We start from the raw sequence: 23,331 nt of genomic DNA on the forward strand, positions 1-23,331 counted from the left end.
GGAGGATATCCCCCCATGTCTTCGCTCTCCCCCGCGTCCCGTCCCGTCCTGGGCGCCCTCGTTCTCGCCGCCGCGCTGCTCGTCACCTCCTGCGCGGGCGAGCCGGATCAGACCGGCACGTCCGGCACCACCAGCGAGAGCGGGGCGGCCGCCACGGCGGCGCCGCCGGAGACCGCCCCCGCGGCCGAGGCGCGGGTCACCACGGAGCCGGCCGGGGAGCAGGCCGAGGACCGGCCCGGTGCGCAGGGCACCACCGAGCCGGCGGAGCCCCGCGCGGCGGACGACCCCGCGGACAACCCCGCAGAGGAGCCCGCCGCGGACAGGGCGGCCGAGGACCCGGCGGACGGCAGTGCCGCCGAGGGCGCCGGCACGCCGGCCGGCGGCACCACCGCGGGCGCGCGCACCGGGGGCGGCTCACCCCTGTGCTCCACGTCCCGGCTCGAAGTCGCGGCCGCCCCGGTGGGCGGCGCCGCCGGCTCCGTCCACGTGGACGTCGTCCTCACGAACACGGGCGAGAACCCGTGCACGCTGGCCGGCTACGCCGGGGTGTCCTTCGTCGACGCCACCGGCACGATGATCGGCTCCCCGGCCCTGCGGGACACCACCGTCCCCGGCACCGGCCAGGTCCTGGCGCCCGGGCAGTCCGTCACCGCCGGCCTGCGCATGAGCCAGGCCGGCAACCACCCGACCTGCGACGCCCGGACGGCCGCCGGGCTGCGCGTCTACCCGCCCGAGAACACGGAGTCCGTCGTGATCCCCTTCCCCGTGGAGGCCTGCGGCGATCCGCAGGTCCACCAGCTCGAGATCCAGGGCTTTGACGCCTGAACCAGCCCTGGGCCTGTTCACCGAGCACACCAGGGCATGGTTCTCGGGTGCGTTCGCCGCGCCCACCGCCGCCCAGGAGGGCGCATGGCGGGCGATCGCCGCGCGGCGGCACGCCCTGATCGTGGCGCCCACCGGCTCCGGCAAGACCCTGGCCGCGTTCCTGTGGGCGCTGGACCGGTTCGTGGCGGAGGCCTCCGCGACGCCCAGCGGCGGAGTGAAGGCCGCCGGACCCACGGCCGGCGCTGCGGGCGGCGCACCGGACGGTGGAGGGACCCTGCGGGCCAAGGCCCGCTCCACGAGCGCTGCGGGCGAGCGGCGCGGGACCCGCGTCCTCTACATCTCCCCGCTGAAGGCCCTGGGCGTGGACGTGGAGCGCAACCTGCGGGCCCCCCTGATCGGCATCTCGCAGACCGCACGGCACGCCGGGATCGAGCCCCCGGAGATCAGCGTGGGCGTCCGCTCCGGGGACACGCCCCAGGCGATCCGCCGGGCCCTGCTCACGAACCCCCCGGACATCCTCATCACCACGCCCGAGTCGCTGTACCTGATGCTGACCTCCAAGGCGCGGGAGACCCTCGCGGACGTGCAGACGGTCATCGTGGACGAGGTGCACGCCGTGGCCGGCACCAAGCGGGGGGCGCACCTGGCGCTCACGCTCGAACGGCTGGACGCCCTGCTGGAGCAGCCGGTGCAGCGCATCGGGCTGTCCGCGACCGTCGAGCCCATCGAGACGGTCGCCCGGTTCCTGGGCGGCCGGGAGCCGGTCACCGTCGTCGCGCCGCGGACGGAGAAGACGTGGGACCTCACGGTCTCGGTGCCCATCCCGGACATGACCGTGCTGGGCGGGCCGAGCGCCTCGCCGTCCCTGGCCGGCTCCGCCTTCGGGGACGACGACCTCGACGCCCTCGCCCCCACGACCACGGCGTCGATCTGGCCGCACGTCGAGGAGCGGGTCGTGGACCTGGTGCTCGAGAACCGGTCGACCATCGTGTTCGCCAACTCCCGGGGCCTCGCCGAGAAGCTCACGGCGCGGCTCAACGAGATCTACGCCTTCCGCGTGGAGCACACGGACCCGGACGGCGCCCCCGGGAACCGCACCGGCCGGGACGGCACCGGTCCGCACGACGACGACGGAGCACCCGGTCTCCCGGCGGGCTCTGCGCCCGGGCAGGTCGGGGACGTGCTCCGCTCCGCCCTGGCCGGACGGGGCCCGGCCGCGTCCGGGGAGGCCGCCCCTGAGCCCGCGGACCTGCGCCGGCAGACGGGCCGCTACGAGGGCGCGGCGCCGGTGCTGGCCCGCGCCCACCACGGATCGGTCTCCAAGGACCAGCGGGCGGTGATCGAGGACGACCTCAAGACCGGGCGGCTGCGCTGCGTCGTGGCCACGTCCTCCCTCGAGCTGGGCATCGACATGGGCGCGGTGGACCTGGTGGTCCAGATCGAGGCCCCGCCCTCGGCGGCCTCGGGGCTCCAGCGCGTGGGCCGCGCCGGCCACCAGGTGGGCGAGGTCTCGCGCGGCTGGTTCTACCCGAAGCACCGCGGGGACCTGCTGGACGCCGCGGTCACAGTGGAGCGGATGCTGCAGGGCCGGATCGAGCCGCTCGCGGTCCCGCTCAATCCCCTGGACGTCCTGGCCCAGCAGACCGTCGCGGCGACCGCACTGGGCCCGATCGACGTCGAGGAGTGGTTCGACACCGTCCGCCGGTCCTGCCCGTTCCTGACCCTGCCCCGCTCCGCCTACGACGCCACCCTGGACCTGCTGGCGGGACGCTACCCGTCCGACGAGTTCGCCGAGCTGCGCCCGCGGATCGTGTGGGACCGGGAGACCGGCACCCTCGAGGGCCGGCCCGGGGCGCAGCGCCTGGCCGTGACCTCCGGCGGCACGATCCCGGACCGCGGCCTGTTCGCGGTCTACCTCGTGGGCGAGCAGGACGGGAAGAACTCCAAGCGGGTGGGCGAGCTCGACGAGGAGATGGTCTACGAGTCCCGCGTGGGGGACGTGATCGCCCTGGGCGCCTCGAGCTGGCGGATCGAGGAGATCACCCACGACCGCGTCATCGTCTCCCCCGCCCCCGGCGTCCCGGGCAAGCTGCCGTTCTGGCACGGCGACGGCCCCGGCCGGCCCGTGGAGCTGGGCCGCGCGGTGGGCCGGTTCAACCGCGAGGTCGCCGGTGCCTCCGAGGAGGACGCCCGCGCCCGGCTGCGCTCGGCCGGTCTCGACGAGTGGGCCGCCGACAACCTGCTCGCCTACGTGGGCGAGCAGAAGGAGGCGGTGGGGCAGGTCCCGTCGGACCGGCTGTTCGTCGTCGAGCGCTTCCACGACGAGCTCGGGGACTGGCGCGTGGTGCTGCACTCGCCGTTCGGGATGCCCGTGCACGCCCCGTGGGCGCTGGCCGTGGGGGCCAGGCTGCACGAGCGGTACGGGCTGGACGGCTCCGCGCAGGCCGCCGACGACGGGATCGTGCTGCGCGTGCCGGCCATGGAGGACGAGCCCCCGGGGGCGGAGCTGTTCCTCTTCGACGCCGACGAGCTCGACCGGATCGTCACCGAGGAGGTGGGCGGCTCGGCGCTGTTCGCGTCCCGGTTCCGGGAGTGCGCCGCGCGGGCCCTGCTGCTGCCGCGGCGCGACCCCGGCCGGCGCTCCCCGCTGTGGCAGCAGCGCCAGCGCTCGGCGCAGCTGCTGGACGTCGCCCGGAAGTACCCGCAGTTCCCGATCATCCTGGAGACGATCCGCGAGTGCCTCCAGGACGTCTACGACCTGCCCGCGCTCAAGGAGCTGCACCGGGCGGTCGAGCGGCGCGCGATCCGGGTGGTCGAGACCACCACGGACCAGCCCTCGCCCTTCGCCCGCACCCTGCTCTTCGGCTACGTGGCCCAGTTCCTCTACGAGGGGGACTCGCCCCTCGCCGAGCGCAAGGCGGCGGTCCTGTCCCTCGACGCCGCCCTGCTCAACGAGCTCCTGGGCCGCGCCGAGCTGCGGGAACTCCTGGACCCCGAGGTCATCGAGCGCACGGAGGCGGAGCTGCAGCGCCTGGCCCCGGACCGGCGGCTGCGCGGGATCGAGGGCGCGGCCGACCTGCTGCGCCTGCTCGGCCCGCTCACCACCGCCGAGGCCGTCCGCCGGCTCCAGGACCCCGGGGACCCGGGGTCCGCCTGCCCCGAGGACGTCGCCGCCGGGTGGCTGGACCAGCTCGTGGCCGCCAACCGGGCCCTGCGGGTGCACCTGCGCGGCGTCGAGCACTGGGCCGCGATCGAGGACGCCTCCCGGCTGCGCGACGCGCTGGGCGTCCCCCTGCCCATGGGGGTGCCGCTGGCCTTCGTGGAGCCGGTCGAGGACCCGCTGGCCGACCTCGTCTCCCGCTACGCCCGCACCCACGGGCCCTTCACGGTGGACGAGGCCGCCGAGCGGCTCGGGCTGGGCACGGCCGTGGTGCGCACCACGCTGGAGCGGCTCGCCGCGGACCGGCGCGTGGTCGAGGGCGAGTTCCGGCCGGTGCGCCCCGACGGCGGCGGGGCCGGTCCGGCAGCCTCCGAGTGGTGCGAGTCCGAGGTGCTGCGCCGGATCCGGCGCCGCTCGCTGGCCGCGCTGCGCCGGGACGTGGAGCCTGTCTCCGGGCAGGTCTACGCCCGGTTCCTGCCGGCCTGGCAGCACGTCGGGCGGGGCCACCAGCTGCGCGGCGAGGACGGGGTGCTGACGGTGGTGGACCAGCTCGCCGGCGTCGCGGTCCCCGCCTCGGCCTGGGAGCCGCTCGTGCTGGCGGCCCGGGTGGCGGACTACCGGCCGGAGCTGCTGGACGAACTCACCGCCACCGGGGAGATCCTCTGGTCCGGGGCCGGGTCCCTGGCGGGCGACGACGGGTGGGTGTCGCTGCACCTGAGCGAGGCCGCCCAGCTCACGCTGCCCCCGGCCGAGACCCTCGCGGTCGCGGCGGCGGCCCTGGACTCCACGCTGGAGCGGCGGGTCCTCGACGTCCTGGCCCCCGGCGGCGCGTGGTTCTTCCCGCAGCTGCTGGGCCTGCTCGACGCCGCCGGGGGCCCCGTACCCGCCGCCGAGCTGACCACGGCGCTGTGGAACCTCGTCTGGTCCGGGCTGATCACCAACGACACCTTCCTGCCCGTGCGCTCCCTGCTCTCCGGCGGGCAGGCCGCCCACCGGCACAGGTCCCGGGCCCCGCGGGGCCGCTCCACCTCCCGTCGGGGCGCCGCCCGGCTGCGGCCCGGCGGGTCCTCCCGCCCCGGGGTCGCCGGGGGGTTGCGCGCCCCTGCCGGGGCGGCCACCCTGGAGCGCCACGACTCCCCGCTCGTGGCCGGGCGCTGGTCGATGCTGCGCCCCGAGCCGCTCGACCCCACGCTGCGGGCGTCGGCCACCGCGGAGCTGCTCATGGACCGCTACGGGGTGGTGACCAAGGGCCCGGTGGCGGTCGAGGAGCTCCCCGGCGGCTTCGCCACCGTGTACAAGGTGCTCTCCACGCTCGAGGACACGGGCCGGGCGCGCCGCGGCTACTTCGTCGAGGGCCTCGGCGCCGCCCAGTTCGCACAGGCCGCCACGGTGGACCACCTCCGCACGTTCAGCACCGACGACCAGGTCCGCACCGAGGAGCCCGTGGCGCTGGCGCTCGCCGCGACCGACCCCGCCAACCCGTACGGGGCGGCCCTCGAGTGGCCGGAGCCCGTGTCCGTGCCGGCCCCGGACGGCGAGGACGCGCCGGCGGGGCGGCACCGGCCCGGACGGAAGGCGGGCGCCGTCGTCGTGCTCGTGGACGGCGCCCTGACCCTGTACGTCGAGCGCGGCGGCCGGACCGTCCTCGCGTTCACGGACGACGCCGCCGTCCTCGCCGCCGCGGGGCCCGCGGTGGCGGAGACCGTCCGGCGGGGCGCGGTGGACAGACTGACCGTCGAGAAGGTCAACGGCGCCGGGGTCCTGGGGCACGGTCGCGTCGAGACCGCGGTCCGGGAGTCGTTGCTGACCGGCGGTTTCTACTCGACCCCGCGCGGGCTGAGGATGCGCCGGTGACCGCGGCGCCCGGAGAAGGAGGCCGCCGTGCCCGAAGGTGACACCGTCTACCGCCAGGCCGCACTGCTGCGCCGTGCCCTGGCCGGGCAGGTCCTCACGCGCAGCGACCTGCGGTTCCCGTCGATCGCGACCGCGGACCTCTCCGGGCGCACCGTGACCGTGGTGCTCCCGCGCGGCAAGCACCTCCTGATCCGCTGCGACGGCGGGCCCGAGGGCCTGGCGCCGCTGACCCTGCACTCCCACCTGCTCATGGAGGGGATCTGGCACGTCTACCCGCGCGGAACCCGCTGGCGGCGCCCCGGCCACCAGGCGCGCGCGGTCCTCGAGACCACCGCGACCCAGGCGGTGGGCTTCGACCTGGGGATGCTGGACCTCGTGGCCACGGCGGACGAGGACGAGCTCGTCGGCCACCTCGGCCCGGACCTGCTCGGGCCGGACTGGGACCGCACGGAGGCCCTGTCCCGGCTCGCCCGGCACCCGCACCGGCCCGTGGCGGCCGCGCTGATGGACCAGCGCAACCTCGCCGGGATCGGCAACGTCTACCGCAACGAGATCCTCTTCCTGCGCCGGCTGCACCCCTTCACCCCGGTGGCCGGGGTCCCGGACCTCGGCGCGGTCGTGGACCTCTCCCACCGGCTGCTGCACGCCAACCGGGACCGCTCGCAGCGCTCCACCGTGGGCGGCCCGGCGCGGCGCGGCGAGCAGTTCTGGGTCTACGGCCGCGGCCGGCAGCCGTGCCGCCGCTGCGGCAGCCCGGTCCGGGAGGCCCGGATCGACGACGCCGAGCTCGCCCCCGGCGAGGCGCACCCCGGCCCGCCGCAGGACCGGGCGCTGTGGTTCTGCGAGCGCTGCCAGCCCCTCCCCGGCTGAGCCCGGCCTATCATGAGATCGCCGCCACGGCGGCCCGACATCATGAGGAGGCACCATCAACACCACCCTGCTCGGCACAGAGTACTTCGCGGCACCCGAGGACGGCGCGGACGGCGAGGAGTTCCGCACCGCGTCCCGGGCCTCGGCCGCGGCCCTGGACCAGCGTGAGGACGTCGTCCGCTACAAGGACCGCTTCGCCCTGCGGATCACGGACCAGACCCCGCACGACGTCATGGTGCAGAACCTCCTGTTCCTGCGCGGTGTCCTGGACTCCGCGGGGGTCGACCACCTGCTGGTGCGGGGCAACGACGAGCGCCCCGTGATCGCGGTGGACCTCAAGGACCGCCCCCGGCTGCGCCAGGCGCTGGTGGAGGCCGCCGTGGGCGAGCCGTACTACGTCAAGCCGATGGACACCCGGAAGAAGACCGTCCAGCTGCTGGCCGACGGCGAGCTGTCCTCCCGCCGCAACGCGCGCGTGCTGCGGCTGTTCCGCCCCTACTACTCCGCGGAGGCCAAGCTGTACTACGGCGCCGGCACCGGCGTGCAGGTCGAGCTCTGGGAGTTCGGCGAGGACGAGATCCGGCTGCCCATGGAGAACTCGCTGACCCGGCGCACCGTCCCGGCGTCCGAGGCCGTGCGCGGCACGGTGGAGCGCTACGGCGTGACCTGGCCCACGATCGAGAACATGTTCGCGGACCACGCCATCGACATCGACTTCGCGATCGACATGGTCTTCTCGTGGGTCGACGGCTCCGACCACGAGTACCGCAAGGTCCGGGCCTCCTACATGGAGGGCGCCGTGGTCGGGGAAGGCGACGCCCACGAGGCACGCTTCCGGCAGGTCGACGAGCTGAAGTACTCCCTGCGCTCGGTGCACATGTTCGCGCCCTGGGTCCGGACGATCTACATCGCCACCGACTCCCGGCCGCCCGCGTGGCTGGCCGAGCACCCCCGGGTGCGGCTCATGCGCAGCGAGAAGTTCTTCGCGGACACCTCGGTGCTGCCCGTCTACAACTCCCAGGCGGTGGAGGCGCAGCTGCACCACATCGAGGGGCTCTCCGAGCACTTCCTGTACTCCAACGACGACATGTTCTTCGGCCGCCCGATCGGCCCGGCACTGTTCTTCTCCCCCGGCGGGATCACCAAGTTCGTGGAGAACGAGACCCGCATCGGCCTCGGTGAGAACTCCGCCGAGCGCTCGGGGTTCGAGAACGCCGCCCGCGTCAACCGCAAGCTCCTGTGGGAGCGCTTCGGGCGGATCACCACCCGCCACCTGCAGCACTGCGCCGCCCCGCTGCGCCGCAGCGTCGTGGCCGAGATGGAGCAGGAGTTCCCGCGGGAGTTCCTCCGCACCGCGTCCAGCCGCTTCCGCGCCGCGGACAACATCTCGGTGACGAACTCGCTCTACCACTACTACGCGCTGCTGACCGGCCGGGCCGTGACCCAGGAGACGGCCCGCACGGAGTACCTGGACACCACCACGCGCGCCGGGCTGCAGCAGATGGAGAAGCTGCTCGGCCGGCGCAACCTGGACATGTTCTGCCTCAACGACGGCAGCTTCCCCGAGGTGCCCGCTCCCGAGCGCGCGGAGCGGATGACGGAGTTCCTGGAGCGCTACTACCCCATCAAGGCTCCCTGGGAGAAGTGACCGCAGGGACGACCGGGCCCGCGGCGGCGCGGGGATCCCCGCGCCGCCGCGCGCCCGGTCGTTCCCGGCCGCTCGACGACGGCCGCGTCCGTCGCCCGGGCTCAGGTGCGCGGCCGGTCCCCGGAGCCGAGGTCGCCGTCGCGCCAGGTGCTGCCGTCGCTCCGGGTGCTCCCGTCGCCCCGGGTGCTCCCGTCGCCCAGGGTGTCGCCGTCGCGCAGGGCGGGCCCGTCCGGCCCGGCGCCGCCGTCACGCCGGTTCCGTGGGTCCTGACCGGCGTCGCTGTCCTGCCAGAGGGCGTCGTCGGAGTGCGCCCCGGCTCCGTGGTCGGTGGCGTCCTCGTGGCGTCCGCGCGGGGCGCCACCGGCAGAGGAGTCGTCCCCGTCCGGGGCGAGCGCCGCGGCGTCCCGGCGGTGGGTCTCCGCCTCCTGGCGCACCTTGTCGGCGTCCTCGGCACGCCGCTGGGCGTCCTGCTCCAGGCGGTCGGCCTCGATCCGGGCCTTCTCGGCCTCGGCGCGGGCCGCGTCCGCGTCCGCCTTGCGCTCGCGGGCCGAGAGCTCCTCCTCCTCGCTGCGGGCGCGCAGCTCGGCGGCGCGCTGCTGGTTCTCCCGCCGCTCAGCGACGTCGTGCTCCTTCTTCTTGCGGCTCCCGGCCAGCACGGCCAGGACGACCACGGCCAGCACGACCACGGCCAGCACGATCCAGATCCAGGTGTCCATCGGATGTTCCTCCTCGGTAGGCCCCACGTTCCTCAATAGAAGCAGAGCCGGACGGGTCCGGCCACCGGTCCCGTCGTCCTCGCGGGCGGCACCGTGCGGGACCGCCCGGTGGGCACGTCGCCGCGACGGGTCCCTCCGGCCGCCGGGCGGCGCGCCCGGCGGGCCCGCACCGAACCCGTTCAGCCTCCGCCGGGACGCCGGTCCGGGAGTCGCTCCATGCCAGCGCCGCATTCCGCAGCACGCGCCCCGGTCCGCTCCGCGGCGGCCCCGGGCCGCCCGAGCAGCGACGCGCCCGGCCGGGCCCCGCACGTCACCCCGGTCGTCACGAGGCGCCGACACAGCCGTGACCGAACATGACTCTCCGCGTCGGACCAGGGCGCAGCCGAGCGTGCGCCGCGGCCCACTCGGCGCGTCCCGCATGATCGGACATGTATTTGCTTTACTTAATACATCCGTGCTCTGCCCGCCCTCCCGAGAGGACCCCGCCATGCGCCTCAACCCAGCCGGCCCCCTGATCACCATCGCCGTCGGCCTGATCCTCTGGCTCGCGTTGCCGTCGGTCGCCGGGCCGCTGAACCTGGCACTGGCCGGCCAGATCATCTTCTGGGTGGGAGTCGCCTACCTCGCACTGGTCCTGATCGCCGCCGCCGTGCCGTCCCGGCGCCGGTCCACCCGCAGCACCGTGGCCGACCCCGGCACCGGGGAGCGCGTCGAGCGCTCGGAGACCGACCTCATCTGACGGGCCCCGGAGCACTCCTGCGGGTGCACTCGGCGGGGCTGTCCGGCGTGGGCTGCGGTCGGTCATCGCCCTGCCGCAGGGGCGGACCACCTGCCCCGCGAGGGCGGCGCCTTCGCCCAGCCGGCCCTCGGACCGCTGAACCCACCGGTTCCGCCCGAGATGCCTCGACATGCCCTGGGTGTCAGTTCGGGCGGAACCGGTGCGTTCGCGGATCCTGGCTCGCGGATCGGGGGTCAGGGGTCAGGGGGCGGCTCACACCGGTGCGGGGACCTTCCGCAGCGCCTCCTGCAGGGCGCCCAGGACGAGGGTGACCGACCCGGCGTCGGCGTTCGGGCCCATCAGGCCGATCCGCCACACCGTGTTCGCGTACTCCTTCACGCCCGCCCCGATCTCCACGGAGAAGTGCTCCAGCAGGTAGGCACGCACCCAGGCGGAGTCGACGCCCTCGGGGACCTTGACCGTGGTCAGCTCCGGCAGGCGGTGCCCCTCGGCGGCGAACAGCTCCAGGCCCATGTCCTGCAGGCCGGCCTGGAGCGCGTCGCCCGCGGCCTGGTGCCGGGCCCAGACGTGCGCCAGGCCCTCCTCGGCGATGCGGCGCAGCGCGGCGTCCAGGGACGCGATCATCGCCGTGGGCGCGGTGTGGTGGTAGGTCCGGGCGCGGCCCTGGGCCTCGCCCACGTAGCCGCCGAGCATGCCCAGGTCGAGGTACCAGGAGCGCGGGTGCTGCACCCGGCGCTCGAACGCGGCGTCCGAGATCGTGAACGGCGCCAGTCCCGGGGCGACCCCCAGGCACTTCTGGGTGCCCGCGTAGCCGAGGTCCACGCCCCAGTCGTCCGCGCGCAGCTCGATGCCGCCGATGGACGTGACCGCATCCACGAGCAGCATGGCGTCGCCCTTGAGCTCGCCCAGCGCGGCGATGTCGGAGCGCACGCCCGTGGAGGTCTCCGCGTGCACCGCCGCGATGATCTTCGGCGACGGGTGCGCCTCCGCGACGCGCTGCGGGTCGATCGGTTCCCCGTAGGGGAAGTCCACGCGCACCACGTCGGCGCCGCACCGTGCCGCGACGTCGCACATGCGCTCGCCGAACAGCCCGTTGACGGCGACGACGACGACGTCGCCCTCCTCCACCGTGTTGACGAACGCCGCCTCCATGCCGGCGGAGCCCGTGGCGCTCAGCGGCAGGGTGCGCCGGTTGTCCGTGCCCCAGACCGTGCGCAGGCCGTCGCAGGCGCTGTCCATGACGTCGAGGAAAGCAGGATCCAGGTGGCCGAGCAGCGGGTGGCCCAGCGCCGCCGTGGCCTCCGGGTAGGGGTTGGACGGGCCGGGGCCGAACAGGTGTCTCTGGATCAGGGGCACGGTGCACTCCTCAGGGTGAACGGGTGGACGGGTCCGCCACCCAGCCTATGGCCCGCACGCGCCGAACGACGCCGGCGCACGGCCCCGCCGGTCACCGGTGACCGCACCGACGTCGTCCACCTCACGGGCGTCCGAGGCGGCGGAGCAGCGTCCTGAAGCGTCGCCCCGGCGCGTGCCGGGGCGCGGCACCGCCGTCCGGGCGGCGAGGCTGCCGGGCGATCCGGGACCAGGAGTCGAACATCGCGCTGCCCTCGGTGGCCGCCATGCGGTTCTGGAGCGTGGGGCGCCCGGCGGGGCCCTGGACCACGCCGGTGCGCTTGTCGTAGGTGAAGCCGTCGTCGAGGACGATGTGCTCGTCCGTCTCGGCGACCACCGTGTACAGCACCACGTGCTGGCCGGAGTCCGCTCCGGGGTGGACGGTGGCACACGCGCCGGGATGCGTGGCGCCGCCGTGGTTGAAGTCGAAGAGGTCGGCCATGGGAGGAGCGCCCTCCAGATGAGCTCGGGGATTCCGGTCGCCGGCGGGGCGACGGGGCGACCGGGGCCCCGTGGTGCGGTCCCGTCGCGGCGGGTGGGTGCCTCCCACTCTAGCGACCGGCCGCGGGTCACCCGAGGCGGGAGACCACGCCCGTGACCAGCTGCCCCACGTCCCGCACGCCGGGGTATAGAGGGCGAAGATCGGCCCGATCCGGCCCGCGAGGAGCTCGGCGGTGGCGAGGGTCAGGGGTGCAGACCCCCGGACAGCCCCGAGTCGAGGTTGTCGACCAGCCCGGCCTGGCCGGCCGAGGGCAGTCCGGGCTCCTCGGGACCCGCTGGAGGAGCTGCCCGTGGACACCGGCCGGGCCGCCCGAGGCCGGCAGACAGGCCTCGACGGGCACCGTCCGGTGTCGCACTCACGCGGCGGCGCACGAGCCGCGGCCGGGAGCTGGTTCCACGGTGGGGAGCGAGCGGAGCTTGTCCGTCGCCCGAGCACCGACGCGTGGATGTGCCGGCACCATACCCTTCTGACCTGGCACGACGGCCCGCAGCAGCGACCGCCTTACTTCGTCAAGCACGCCCCGGAGGTGTCCTGCCGAGTGACAATGGATCAATGCTGGTCAGAGGTGTCCGAGGGGGAGCACCATGGGATCGTCCAGGAATGTCCGGCGCAGGCACGCTGCCGTGCTGGCGGTCACCGCCCTGCTCGTGAGCGGATGCGGGCCAGGGGACACAACGGCCGAGGAGATGGTGGAGCAGGCCGGCGCGGGAGCATCGACCGGCGCCACGGACATCCCGCACCATGAGGATGAGGGGCTGACCCTGTCCGGCCAGCTCCCTGAGGGCGACGACCATCCGCCCGACCTCACGACGCAGCAGATGCATGCGTTCGGCGACACCTCGGTGTTCGCGATCCAGGGGCGCCGACCCGACGACTACCTGGGGATGGGCACCGGATTCGTCGTGGACAAGGACGCCGGGATGGCGGTCACCAACGCGCACGTCGTTCAGGGTCTCGCGGCGATCTCAGGGAGGTTCAACACAGGACAGAAAGCCTCCCTTCACGTCATAGCCGTGGACCCGTGCACCGATCTCGCAGTGGTCCACTTCTCCTCCCCGCTGCCCGAGCAGTCGCAACCGCTCATCATCGGCAGCTCGGACGCGGTGACCCCGGGAGACACGGTCACCGCGCTCGGCTATTCGACCGCTCCATCCGACGACCCCTCCGGCCAGAAGCTTCTCATCGCCTCGGGACTCGTCAACGCGACCAAGGTCCCGGCACGGCCCCAGGGCGCTCCGGAGTACAAGGACACGATCCAGCACGGGGCCACCATCAACCCTGGCAGCTCGGGAGGGCCCCTGCTCGACCACCACGGCCGGGTCGTAGGCATCAACACCTCGACCCAGTTCAGCGGCCGGAACGCCGCGGAAGAGGGCCAGTACTACTCCATCTCGATCGACGCGGCTCGGCCGGAGATCGTCGACAAGCTGCTCAAGGGCCAGTCGCAGAACGACATGGGGTGGGCCGTGGAGGAGTACTACCCGGGGTACTTCGAGGCTCTCGACCCCGCCGGAGGCCCAGAACTCGATGCAAGGATGGCACGCGGCGGCATCGAGGGCGGTCTCTACGTCAAGGCCGTCACCCCTGGCTCCGGTGCCAGCAAGGCGGGCATCAGGCCGGGCATGCTGATCACGAAGATCCAGAACACGCCCACGGCCACCGTCTCGGAGATGTGCGCGATCGTGGAGTCGATCCTGCCCGGCACGGTCGCGGCGGTCGAGGGCCGCTACCTCCTCTCGGACCCCGAGCGCTTCAACACGCAGTTCTACATGGAGTTCGAGCTGCCCGGTCCGCACTGAGCAAGCACCGCGGACGCCCTACTGCGCGACCCAGATGGTGACGGTCGAGTTCTGCTGCACCGGGGTCCCCTCGACCGGGTCCGTGCGGACCACCTCGCCCGGCGCCAGCTCCGTGCCGGGCACGTTGACGACCGTGACCTGCACCCCCTTCGCCCTGATCTCGTCGATGACGGGCTGGGCGGCGCGCCCCACCATGTCCAGGGGCAGATACACGACCTCCGCGGCAGGAGCGGAACCGGGCCGGCCGCTCGGGATGCCCTCCGGAGGGTCCTCGGTCGCAGGCTCGTTCTCCGTCCCCGGAAGGTCGTCCTCGGCAAGACCGCGCGGACCGGTCGACTGGACGACTGTGATCACGGAGCCCCGCTCTACCCTGCCGGTGGGGTCCAGAGCGAGCACAGTGCCCTCCGCCCTCCCGTGCGACTCACCCCGCAGGCGCACGCCCAGACCCAGGTCCTGGAGTTCCTGGACCACCTCGTCCGTCGGCCGGTCACGGTAGGCGGCGGCGTCCACCTCGACGGTGCCCATCCGGGCGACCGCCGCCCACACGAGCATCCCGGCGAGCAGGAGCAGCAACGGGGCCGGCCAGAGCATCCGCACCCGCCGCTTCCCGCGCGGAACGGCGGGTCGGGCAGCCGGAGGACGACGTTCCACCACCGGAGCGGCAGGCTCGGTCACCGGCGCAGGACGCTCCACCGTCGGAGCACCGGGTTCCGCCGCCGGAGCGGCAGGCCCGGCCACCGGAGCAGGACCCCCCACGATCGGAGCACGGGGTTCGGCCGCCGGGGCAGCAGGCTCCTCCGCCGGAGCATCAGGTCCTGCCGCCGGAGGCTCGGTGACGCGGATCGGCGTCACGGACCCGGACGGGGACGGAAGCGCCTCCCCGGCTGCCACGGCCGGGACGGCGCCGGCCGTCGCAGCGGGAGTTTCCAGCGGATCGGGACGGAGCGACTGAGCCCTCTTCGCGCTCCGTCCCGGTTCCCGGGGTTTGCGGAGGCTGAACAGACGGGTCTCCCGTCCCCGCACGTAGAGGACGGGGGTGATCCACTCCAGGGTGTGACCATTCATGCCCAGGATGGACACGCGTCCGCTGCGGACCGCCGCGTCCACGGGACGCCCGGCGGCGATGGCGGAGTAGAAGCCCCGGGCGAAGGCCGCGGCCGCAGGGTCGGTGATCTCGAACTGCATGGCCACCACAGCGCTGACGCCCCCGCGCACCAGCGCAGAAGCCGTGCCGGAGAACAGGTCCACCGACCCGGAAACGGCCGACTGGCACGAGTTGAGCACGACAAGCCGCGGCATCGGGGTCGCCTCGTGCAGGAGGTCCGCGAATCGGCTGGCCTCCACGTGGTGCGCCCTCCCGTCACCGCCCACCAGGGCCAGCACGCCTTCGTCCTGCTCCGCGTCGAAGTCCCCGTGCCCGATGAAGTGGACGACGTGCCACTCGTGGGCCAGGAGCAGGTCGTGGACGCCGTCCCACGTGGCGTCACGGGCCCAGTGCAGCTCGATCTGCCCCCGGTCGACGGGCTCCCCGAGCGCCTGGGCCAGGTACTGCTCCTCGGCCTCGACGTCGAGGGCCGGAAGCCCACGGGGAGAGGCGGTGATCCCCAGGACCCGCACGGGCTGCTGCACCCGCAGCGGTGGTGGGGCGGCCGCGACCGGCACGTGACGCACGAGCGGCTCGATCCGGGCCACGTAGGTGCCCGCTTGAGCGTCGTACATCGCCTCCCAGGGCAGTGGCGTCAGCTCCGGCGCGGCCAGGCGCAGCACCAGTCGCAACGGCTCGCCGCGCTCGGCCGCGATGTCCACGCTGGACCGGTAGCGGGCCCCGATCACCGGGTGCCCCAGCAGCACGTCGAAGAGGTCCTGCCCCACCGCCCGGACGGTCGTCTCTGGGCCGGCGACCAGTCGGCGGGTGCTGACGGCCGAGGCCAGGAGCGCCTGTTGCCAGTGGTCGCGCCCCTGCATCATCCGCTCGCAGTCGATCGCCACGGTCGCGGAGGCCTCGCCCACCGGGGAGTGGACGATCTCGACGTCGTAGAGGCCTGTCTCCCCCGAACGGACGATGGACAGTTCCAGCACGCTCACGGGTTCTTCACCTCACGGATCCCGGATTCGGTGGTCCTCGCGCACGGGGCCGGACGGACCGGCGGGCGGTCGTGCCCGCTCAGTCCGTGCGCGTGTCCTCCCAGGTGAGCCGGACCATGAAGTTCGCGGTACCACCCGTCTTCGCGATGAAGGCGCCGGCCTCCGCGTGCAGGTCGACGCCGAACTCCACGCACACCGCGGACGGGCGGTGCGCCAGGGAGACCAGCTGGTCGATCAAGACCTGGACCGCGGGCTGGATGTGCCCCACCGCCTCCTCGAACGTCCGTTGGGCCTCCTGGACCACGCTCCCCTGGTGGCCGCCCCGGGTGACCGGTGTCCCGTACCCGTCCGAGGTCTCCACCAGGACGCCGCGCCCGTCGGTGGTCGGGAACTCGACGATGTTGCCCATGGTGGCGCCCCCTTCCTCCCGGACTGCACCACACGTTCACTGTGCTCCCCCGATTCCCCCGCTGGCAAGGAGGAACACCGGGATCGACGGTGGGAGACGGAATGAGACGGGCCCCCGGCGCAGGGGCGTCGGGGCCGCGGCGCCACAGCTCCGCCCGTTGTGGTCCGGCAACACTCCTCGGCAACCTATCGACAAGCCCGCGGCGGGTCCGGATCCCCGGGCCGCCCACCAGTCGGAACCGCATCATCGACCTCGCAGCGGTCCCCGTCGGCGCACATCCCCGACGCGCCCCGGGTGCTCCACGTGCCTGTCCGCCTTGCTGTGGGCGCGGCTGGACGCCGTTTGGTTCGCCGCGGACCGGCACGACGCGGCCTCCGGCGGCTTCGACGACGCCGAGTTCTACCAGTACTTCGCCGAGTCCGAGCACGAACGGTCCCCGCCGGGGCGCCCGGTGGCCCTGGACGAGCGGACCGCGCCGTTCGAGGCCTGGGCCGGCAACGCCGCATGACCGCCTGCTGAGCGCCTGCTGAGCGCCTCGGGGCACGCTCCAGGACCTGCCGAGCTGCACGAACCCCCGGTGGCGGCACGGAGCGCGTCGGACCATCCCCGCAGGTCGGAGCGGGTGAACACCCGCTCTGTGAGGCGCCTTACTAAATGATGCTCATTTATTTACAGGTCAGTACCCTTGCAGTGACGAGCCGAGGCCGGCTCACGGGTCCGATGTGCGATGCACGTGGGGGGACACCGGAGCGCAGTCGGTCGAGCTCTCCAGGCGCCGCTCTCGTGCCGATCCTCCGAGGGCGGCGCCTTCTCCCGTCCACCGGCGGGCGTCCTTTCCGGGGCCGGGCCGAGCGACGCCCGCCCCAGCTGGAGCAGGGCGCGAGAGGAGCCTGCGCCGGTCCCACGGCGCGGGCCGAGGACGGCGCGCACGACGTCACCCCCGGAGTGGGTTTGCAGAAGCACTTGCCATTCGACCCTCGACGCCCCGAAAACCATCAGTAGACTGTGTTTTGCGTTACTTCCCGTCTTGTCGATCCCACCGAGAGGCCGATCCCGTGAAGAAGTCCGCTCTGCTCGCAGCACCCGCCCTGGCCATCGCGGCCGTGGCCCTTCCTGCCGTCCCTGCCGCCGCGGCCGACAGCTGGTCCTTCCAGGCCGAGCTGGCGCCCGTCAACAACAGCACCGCCGCCGGCACCGCGGTCGTCGACGTCACGGGCCAGGAGGCCACGGTGACCGTCGAGGTCGCCGGTGCACCCGCCCTCTTCCAGGGCGCACCGTATCCGCACGCCCAGCACATCCACATCGGGGGCCAGGGGGTGTGCGCTCCCCCGACGGCCGACGCCGACGGGGACGGCGCGGTCAGCTCCATGGAGGGCCAGCCCTGGACGGGTGGGATCGGGGCTTCCCTGACCACCGCCGGCGACACGACCCCGGCCTCGGCCGTGGCGATCGACCGGTTCCCCGCCGGTGACGCCTACACCTACCAGCGGACCATCCCGGTGGACGCCGCGATGGTCGCGGCCCTGCAGAGCGGCACCGCCGTGGTCAACGTCCACGGCGCGGACCCGGCGGCTCTCTCGGCCGCGGCGCAGGCCCAGGTCAATCCGATGGCCCCGGAGCTGCCCCTCGCCTCCGACATCCCGGTGGCGTGCGGCGTCCTCGCGCCCGCCCAGATGGCCGTGCCGGAGGGCCCTGCGGACACGGGCGTGGAGACAGCCGGGACGGGCTCGGACACGAACGGGATCATCGGCGCGGCCGTGCTCGGCCTGCTCGCGCTGGGTGCCGCCGTGGGCCTGCGCCGCCGGGCGGCCGGCGGACGCTGACCCGCGGACACCGGATGGCACGGCACCGCCGCGAGTCCCGCCACCTCCGCACGGGGGTGGCGGGGCTCGCCGTGGTCCTGGCCCTGTGGTGCACGGGGGACGGCCCCGCACCGGGGACGACGACGGAGCGCGGGTCGGTCCCGGAGCACGTCGCCCCTCTCGCCACGGGCGCTCTGCCGGCACCGTCCCCGCCGCCGCCCGTTCGCCCGAGCGCCCCGGCACAGCCGCCGGCACCTGGGCCCGAGACGTTTCCGGCGTCGGAGCCGGTGCGCCTCTCGGTCGAGCGCATCGGCCTGGACGGCGAGCTCATGCAGCTGGGACTGCGCGCCGACCGGAGCCTGGAGGTCCCTCCGGAGGGCCCCGGCGCACCGGCCGGCTGGTACCGGCACTCGCCCACTCCGGGCGAGCCCGGCCCGTCCGTGCTGCTGGGCCACGTCAACGCCACCGGCGGGGGTCCCGGCGTGTTCGCCGAGCTGCACCGGTTGACCCCCGGGGACCGGATCACCGTGACGCGTCAGGACGGATCCGCGGCGGTCTTCGCCGTGGACGCCGTCGAGCGGTACGAGAAGGCCGCGTTCCCCACGCTGCGCGTCTACGGCAACACCTCCGGTCCCGAGCTGCGCCTGATCACCTGCGACGGCTACGACCCCGCGACCGGCTCCTTCGACGCGAACCTGGTCGTCCACGCGTCCCTGCTCCCGGGCTGAGCCACCGGGGGCGCCGCGACCGGGGAAACGGAACGGCCCCGGGACGTGGACCGGGCCCCGGGACGGGCCGACGGTCCACGGCCCGGGGCCGTGGCGGGAGGGCTGCTAGATCAGCCCGTCCGTGAGGTGGTTGGGGGTGCCGAAGCGGTGGGCCGTGATGCTCACGGCCTGCTCGTGCAGGAACGGCAGCATCTCTACCCGGCCCGCCCCGGTGACGCGGTGGGCGTAGACGGCCACGTCCGGACGGGACCCGGTCGCGGCGATGAAGGCCGCACGGTCCCCGCCGATGAGCCGGACGCGTCCGCCGCCGAGGGCGGCGGCGCCGGCCAGCCAGGCGGCGTCGTCCTCCACCAGGACCTGCACGCCGCGACCGGCGAGCACGGAGCGCACCGCGGCAGGCAGCTCAAGCGCCGAGGAGACGGTGAGCTCGGCACCGGCGCGCAGCCCGGCGGCGGCCACGCGCAGCAGTCCGGCGAGGGACTCGCCCTCGGACAGGCGCACCGTGACGGGCAGGGGCAGGTAGCGGAAGACGTTGCGCTCGGCGTAGAGCTGCGAGACGTCCCGGGCGACCCCGAACTCGTCGGCCCAGGCGGCCTCGTCGCTGCGCAGCGCCTGCTCGAGGACCTCGGCCTCCTGGGCCGTGATCCCGGCGCGACCCGCGTGGGCGGCGGCGAGCAGGTCGGCGACGGCGGCGTCGGCCACGGGGCGCCCGGCCCCGCGCAGCGGCGCGGGCTCCCACTCGCCCAGGCCCATGAGGTAGCTCGGGCCACCGGCCTTGGTGCCCGGGCCGACCGCCGACTTCTTCCAGCCGCCGAAGGGCTGGCGCCGGACGATGGCGCCGGTGATCCCGCGGTTGACGTAGACGTTGCCGGCCTGGACCTTCTCCAGCCAGTAGCCGATCTCCTCCGGGTCCAGGGAGTGCAGGCCCCCGGTGAGGCCGTAGTCGACCTCGTTCTGGATGGCGACGGCCTCCTCCAGGGTGTCCGCGGTCATCACGCCGAGCACCGGGCCGAAGTACTCCACCAGGTGGAACTCGGAGCCGCGCTGCACGCCCGTGCGCACGCCCGGGGTCCACAGCTTGCCGGTCTCGTCGAGCTGCTGCGGCTCGATCAGCCAGGACTGGCCCTCCTCGAGGGTGGTCAGGGCCTGGAGCAGCTTGCCCTCGGCGGGCTCGGTGAGCGGGCCCATCTGCGCCGCGGGGTTGGTCGGGTAGTCGACGGTGAGCGAGGTGACCGCGTCGACGAGCTGGTTGCGGAACCGGCGGGACTTCGCCACGGACCCCACGAGGATCACCAGGGAGGCCGCCGAGCACTTCTGCCCGGCGTGGCCGAACGCCGAGTAGGCGACGTCCTTGGCCGCGAGGTCGAAGTCGGCGCTGGGCGTGACGATCAGGGCGTTCTTGCCCGAGGTCTCGGCCAGCAGCGGCAGGTCGGAGCGGAAGGAGCGGAACAGCTCCGCCGTCTCGTAGGCGCCGGTGAGGATGAGCCGGTCCACGGAGGGGTGGGAGATCAGCTGGCGGCCGAGGGCGCGCTCCTCGAGGTCCACGAGGGCGAGCACGTCACGGGGAATCCCGGACACGTCCAGGGCCTCCCAGACGGCCTCGGCGACCACGGCGCCGCAGCGCTTGGTGGGGCCGGCCGGTTTGAACACCACCGGGGAGCCGGCTGCGAGGGCCGCCAGCACCGAACCGGCCGGGATGGCCACCGGGAAGTTCCACGGCGGGGTGACCACGGTCAACCGGGAGGGCACGAAGGACGCGCCGTCGACCTCGTCCAGCTCGCGGGCGCGCTCGGCGTAGTAGTGGGCGAAGTCGATCGCCTCGCTGATCTCCGGGTCGGCCTGGTCGAGGGTCTTGCCGGCCTCGGCGGCCGCGACCTCGAGCAGCTCGGCACGACGGGCGGCCAGGGACTCGCCGGCGCGGTGGAGCACCTCGGCCCGCTGGGCGCCGGTCATGGCGGCCCAGCCGCGGCCGGCCTCGAGGGCCGCGTCGATGATGCCGTCGAGCTGCTCCTCGGTCCGCACCGACGCGGCGGTGACGGTGTCCACGCCGGCCCGGGAGGCGGGGACGCGGTCGAGGATCGCCCGGCCCCAGTCGCGGTTGGCGGCCACGGCCGGGTCGGTGTCGGGGGTGTTGTCGAAGCCCTCAGTCGGGGCGGGTGCCGCGGGCAGCCGGCGGTCCTGGACCCGGTTGGGCAGCGGCACGGTGTCGTCGAGGGCTGCGAGGGAGTCGAGGAAGCGGTTCTGCTCCCGCTCGAAGAGCTCCTCGTTGGCGGAGAGCTCGAACACCGCGGACATGAAGTTCTCCTGGCTCGCCCCCTCCTCCAGCCGGCGGATCAGGTAGGCGATGGCCACGTCGAACTCGGCGGGGTGCACCACGGGGGTGTAGAGCAGCAGGGAGCCGACGTCGCGCTTGACCGCCTCGGCCTGGCCGGTGGCCATGCCGAGCAGCATCTCGAAGTCGATCGCCTCGACCACGCCGCGCTCGGTCGCGAGCAGCCAGGCGAAGGCGATGTCGAAGAGGTTGTGCCCGGCCACGCCGATGCGGATCGCGTCGGCGTGCGCCGGCTGCAGCGCGTAGTTGAGCACGCGCTTGTAGTGGGTGTCCGAGTCCTGCTTGGTGCCCCAGGTGGCCAGCGGCCAGTCGTGCAGGGAGGCCTCGACCTGCTCCATGGGCAGGTTCGCGCCCTTGACCACGCGGACCTTGACCCGGGCCCCGCCTGCCGCGCGGCGGGCCTGGGCCCACTCCTGGAGGCGGATCATCGCGGCCAGGGCGTCGGGCAGGTAGGTCTGCAGCACGATGCCGGCCTCGAGGTCCTTGAACTGGGGCTGGTCGAGGATCCGGGTGAAGACCGCGAGGGTCATGTCCAGGTCCTTGTACTCCTCCATGTCCAGGTTGATGAACTTCGCCGGCGTGAACGAGGCGGCCCGCGCGTAGAGCGGGGTGAGCTTCTCGACGACCTCGGCCACGGCCTCGTCGAAGGCCCACGCGGAGTGGGGGGCGACCGTGGAGGAGACCTTGATGGAAACGTAGTCCACGTCCGGCCGGGCCAGCAGCTCGTGGGTGCCCTGCAGCCGGCGGTCGGCCTCTCGCTCGCCGAGCACGGCCTCGCCGAGCAGGTTGATGTTGAGCCGGACGTCGTCCTTGCGGATCTTGGCGATCGACTTCCCGAGCTTGGCCTCGCTGGCGTCCACGATCAGGTGCCCGACCATCTCGCGCAGCGCCTTGCGGGCCGCCGGGATCACGACCTGCGGAGCGGCCGGGGCCAGGGCCCCGCCGGTGCGCACCGCGGTGCGCAGGTACCAGGGCAGGAAGCCGGGGACCTTCGGCGCCAGTCGCGCGAGGTTGCGGGCGGCCACCTTGATGTCCTCGGGGCGGATGACGCCGTCGACGAAGCCGACGGTGAAGTCCAGCCCACTGGGATCCTTGAGCACCCCTGCCAGCTGCTCGCCCGAGGCGTCCTTGGGGAACTGCTCCGCCTCGGTGAGCCAGCGGCGCACCGTGGCCACGGCCTGCTCGGGGAGCGACGCCGGGATGGCGGCGTGGGGGAGGGTGCGTCCGATCTCGGGCCGGCCAGGGATCGGCGCTGCCTGAGGGACGGGGATCGTGGTCATGGTGGTTCTCCCTGGGTTGGGCCGGAAGCACTGCGGTAGCTCTACTATGCGCCCCGGAACGATTCGGATAAAGTGATGTTTTCCGCAGATCATTCATCAGCAATACTGACCTTTGGAGGGCGGAGCCGTGCTGGACGTGCGCAAGCTGCGGCTGCTGCGGGAACTCGCGCTCCGGGGCACCCTCGCGGAGGTCGCCACCGCTCTGAACTTCAGTCCCTCGGCGGTCTCCCAGCAGCTCTCGGCGCTGGAGAAGGAGGCGGGGGTGGCGCTGCTCTCCAAGGCCGGCCGGCGGGTCCAGCTCACGCCGCAGGCGGAGATCCTGGTGGCGCGCACCACCGAGCTGCTGGAGGTCCTGGAGCGCACCGAGTCGGACCTGGCGGCGTCGCTGAGCACGGTCACGGGCACCGTGCGGGTCGCCGTGTTCCAGTCCGCGGCCCTGGCGCTGCTGCCGGACGTGCTGGGCGCCATGCGCCGCGAGCACCCGGAGGTGCGGGTCGAGATGGTGCAGGCCGAGCCGGAGCGGGCCCTCTACGAGACGTGGGCCCGGGAGTTCGACGTGGTCGTGGCCGAGCAGTACCCGAGCCACGCCGCCGCCCACCACCCGGACCTGGACCGGCGGCGGCTGATCACGGACGCCATCCGCCTGGCCGTTCCCCCCGGCCCGGAGCACGCGTCCGTCACCTGCCTGCGGGACGCCCACGAGCTCCCGTGGGTCATGGAGCCCCGGGGGGCCGCCTCGCGGCACTGGGGTGAGCAGCTGTGCCGGAGGGCGGGCTTCGAGCCCGACGTCCGGTTCTCGACGGCGGACCTGCAGGCGCAGACCCGGCTCGTGGAGTCAGGCAACGCCGTGGCGCTCATGCCGGACCTCATGTGGGCGGGCGGGGACTCGCCCTGCCGGCTGGTCGACCTGCCGTCCGGGCCCCGGCGGACGGTGTTCACCTCGATCCGCGGGTCCAGCGCGCACCGCCCGGCCATCCTCGCGCTGCGCGCCGCCCTCGAGACGGTGGCCGACAGCCTCGCCGGACGGCTGGACTGAGCCGTGGCCCCGGGGACGTCCCGCCCGCGTGCACGACGCACCTGCAGGAGACCCATGAGCGCCGGGCCGAGCGGAGGGCTAGGTGTAAGAGGGCATGACGTTATTGGCACGGGCCGGGACGCGTGAGGCCGGGGGCTGATCACCACAGGCGGTA

General features: G+C 74.0%; 16 protein-coding genes. 10 read left to right on the forward strand and 6 right to left on the reverse strand.

The window, feature by feature from the left end; translation table 11 throughout:
• The first annotated feature begins 15 nt into the window (after positions 1-15).
• The 4 genes from ACFYE1_RS10155 to ACFYE1_RS10170 all read left to right on the forward strand — a co-directional run bounded on the left by ACFYE1_RS10155 (position 16) and on the right by ACFYE1_RS10170 (position 8,357).
• Entirely contained in the window at positions 16-825 is an 810-nt protein-coding gene (locus ACFYE1_RS10155) for a DUF4232 domain-containing protein (protein WP_387742408.1), read from the forward strand.
• Positions 815-5,839 carry an Lhr family ATP-dependent helicase gene (locus tag ACFYE1_RS10160; RefSeq protein ID WP_387742409.1) on the forward strand — a complete coding sequence of 1,675 codons (5,025 nt, stop codon included), beginning with the start codon at positions 815-817 and terminating at the stop codon, positions 5,837-5,839. Before ACFYE1_RS10155 ends, ACFYE1_RS10160 begins: the two co-directional genes overlap by 11 nt.
• 27 nt (positions 5,840-5,866) lie before the next feature.
• Complete coding sequence (locus ACFYE1_RS10165; protein ID WP_387742411.1) at positions 5,867-6,709, forward strand: DNA-formamidopyrimidine glycosylase family protein; 843 nt, start codon at positions 5,867-5,869, stop codon at positions 6,707-6,709.
• A gap of 67 nt (positions 6,710-6,776) precedes the next feature.
• The gene (locus ACFYE1_RS10170) at positions 6,777-8,357 is read left to right on the forward strand and encodes a stealth conserved region 3 domain-containing protein (RefSeq protein WP_387742435.1); all 1,581 of its coding nucleotides are present in this window, start codon (positions 6,777-6,779) and stop codon (positions 8,355-8,357) included.
• 101 nt (positions 8,358-8,458) lie between these two features.
• On the opposite strand, the gene ACFYE1_RS10175 is transcribed toward ACFYE1_RS10170, so the two are convergent.
• Positions 8,459-9,073: a hypothetical protein gene (locus ACFYE1_RS10175; RefSeq protein ID WP_387742413.1), complete on the reverse strand. Its 615-nt coding sequence runs from the start codon at positions 9,071-9,073 to the stop codon at positions 8,459-8,461.
• A gap of 487 nt (positions 9,074-9,560) precedes the next feature.
• On the opposite strand from ACFYE1_RS10175, the gene ACFYE1_RS10180 reads away from it, so the two are divergent.
• On the forward strand, positions 9,561-9,812 hold the full coding sequence (locus ACFYE1_RS10180; protein ID WP_387742415.1) for a DUF6458 family protein: 252 nt from the start codon (positions 9,561-9,563) through the stop codon (positions 9,810-9,812).
• 252 nt (positions 9,813-10,064) lie between these two features.
• Here ACFYE1_RS10180 and ACFYE1_RS10185 read toward each other — a convergent pair whose 3' ends face one another.
• Positions 10,065-11,168 (reverse strand): pyridoxal-phosphate-dependent aminotransferase family protein, encoded by a 1,104-nt coding sequence (locus ACFYE1_RS10185; RefSeq protein ID WP_387742417.1) that lies wholly within the window; start codon positions 11,166-11,168, stop codon positions 10,065-10,067.
• Between the two features lie 121 nt (positions 11,169-11,289).
• A complete protein-coding gene (locus ACFYE1_RS10190; RefSeq protein WP_387742419.1) occupies positions 11,290-11,646 on the reverse strand; it encodes a hypothetical protein in 357 nt (118 codons plus the stop codon).
• A gap of 644 nt (positions 11,647-12,290) precedes the next feature.
• Here ACFYE1_RS10190 and ACFYE1_RS10195 point away from each other — a divergent pair.
• Positions 12,291-13,505 (forward strand): S1C family serine protease, encoded by a 1,215-nt coding sequence (locus tag ACFYE1_RS10195; RefSeq protein WP_387742421.1) that lies wholly within the window; start codon positions 12,291-12,293, stop codon positions 13,503-13,505.
• A gap of 18 nt (positions 13,506-13,523) precedes the next feature.
• Here the strand turns inward: ACFYE1_RS10195 and ACFYE1_RS10200 are convergent, their stop codons facing one another.
• Both ACFYE1_RS10200 and ACFYE1_RS10205 read right to left on the reverse strand, forming a co-directional pair.
• Entirely contained in the window at positions 13,524-15,590 is a 2,067-nt protein-coding gene (locus tag ACFYE1_RS10200) for a CHAT domain-containing protein (RefSeq protein ID WP_387742423.1), read from the reverse strand.
• Between the two features lie 79 nt (positions 15,591-15,669).
• Positions 15,670-15,999 (reverse strand): CU044_2847 family protein, encoded by a 330-nt coding sequence (locus ACFYE1_RS10205; RefSeq protein WP_387742424.1) that lies wholly within the window; start codon positions 15,997-15,999, stop codon positions 15,670-15,672.
• A 316-nt stretch (positions 16,000-16,315) separates the two neighbouring features.
• Here ACFYE1_RS10205 and ACFYE1_RS10210 point away from each other — a divergent pair, with 316 nt between their 5' ends.
• The 3 genes from ACFYE1_RS10210 (at position 16,316) to ACFYE1_RS10220 (ending at position 18,529) form a co-directional block, all read left to right on the forward strand.
• Complete coding sequence (locus ACFYE1_RS10210; protein WP_387742426.1) at positions 16,316-16,507, forward strand: hypothetical protein; 192 nt, start codon at positions 16,316-16,318, stop codon at positions 16,505-16,507.
• A gap of 547 nt (positions 16,508-17,054) precedes the next feature.
• Entirely contained in the window at positions 17,055-17,822 is a 768-nt protein-coding gene (locus ACFYE1_RS10215; protein ID WP_387742428.1) for a hypothetical protein, read from the forward strand.
• A 14-nt stretch (positions 17,823-17,836) separates the two neighbouring features.
• Entirely contained in the window at positions 17,837-18,529 is a 693-nt protein-coding gene (locus ACFYE1_RS10220; RefSeq protein ID WP_387742429.1) for a class F sortase, read from the forward strand.
• Between the two features lie 105 nt (positions 18,530-18,634).
• Here the strand turns inward: ACFYE1_RS10220 and ACFYE1_RS10225 are convergent, their stop codons facing one another.
• Positions 18,635-22,141, reverse strand: coding sequence for a bifunctional proline dehydrogenase/L-glutamate gamma-semialdehyde dehydrogenase (locus ACFYE1_RS10225; RefSeq protein ID WP_387742431.1), 3,507 nt, complete (start codon positions 22,139-22,141; stop codon positions 18,635-18,637).
• Positions 22,142-22,268: 127 nt separating this feature from the next.
• On the opposite strand from ACFYE1_RS10225, the gene ACFYE1_RS10230 reads away from it, so the two are divergent.
• On the forward strand, positions 22,269-23,177 hold the full coding sequence (locus ACFYE1_RS10230; protein WP_387742433.1) for a LysR substrate-binding domain-containing protein: 909 nt from the start codon (positions 22,269-22,271) through the stop codon (positions 23,175-23,177).
• The last annotated feature ends 154 nt before the right edge of the window (positions 23,178-23,331 follow it).

The organism is Kocuria nitroreducens (assembly GCF_042879195.1).
Lineage (GTDB): Bacteria > Actinomycetota > Actinomycetes > Actinomycetales > Micrococcaceae > Kocuria > Kocuria nitroreducens.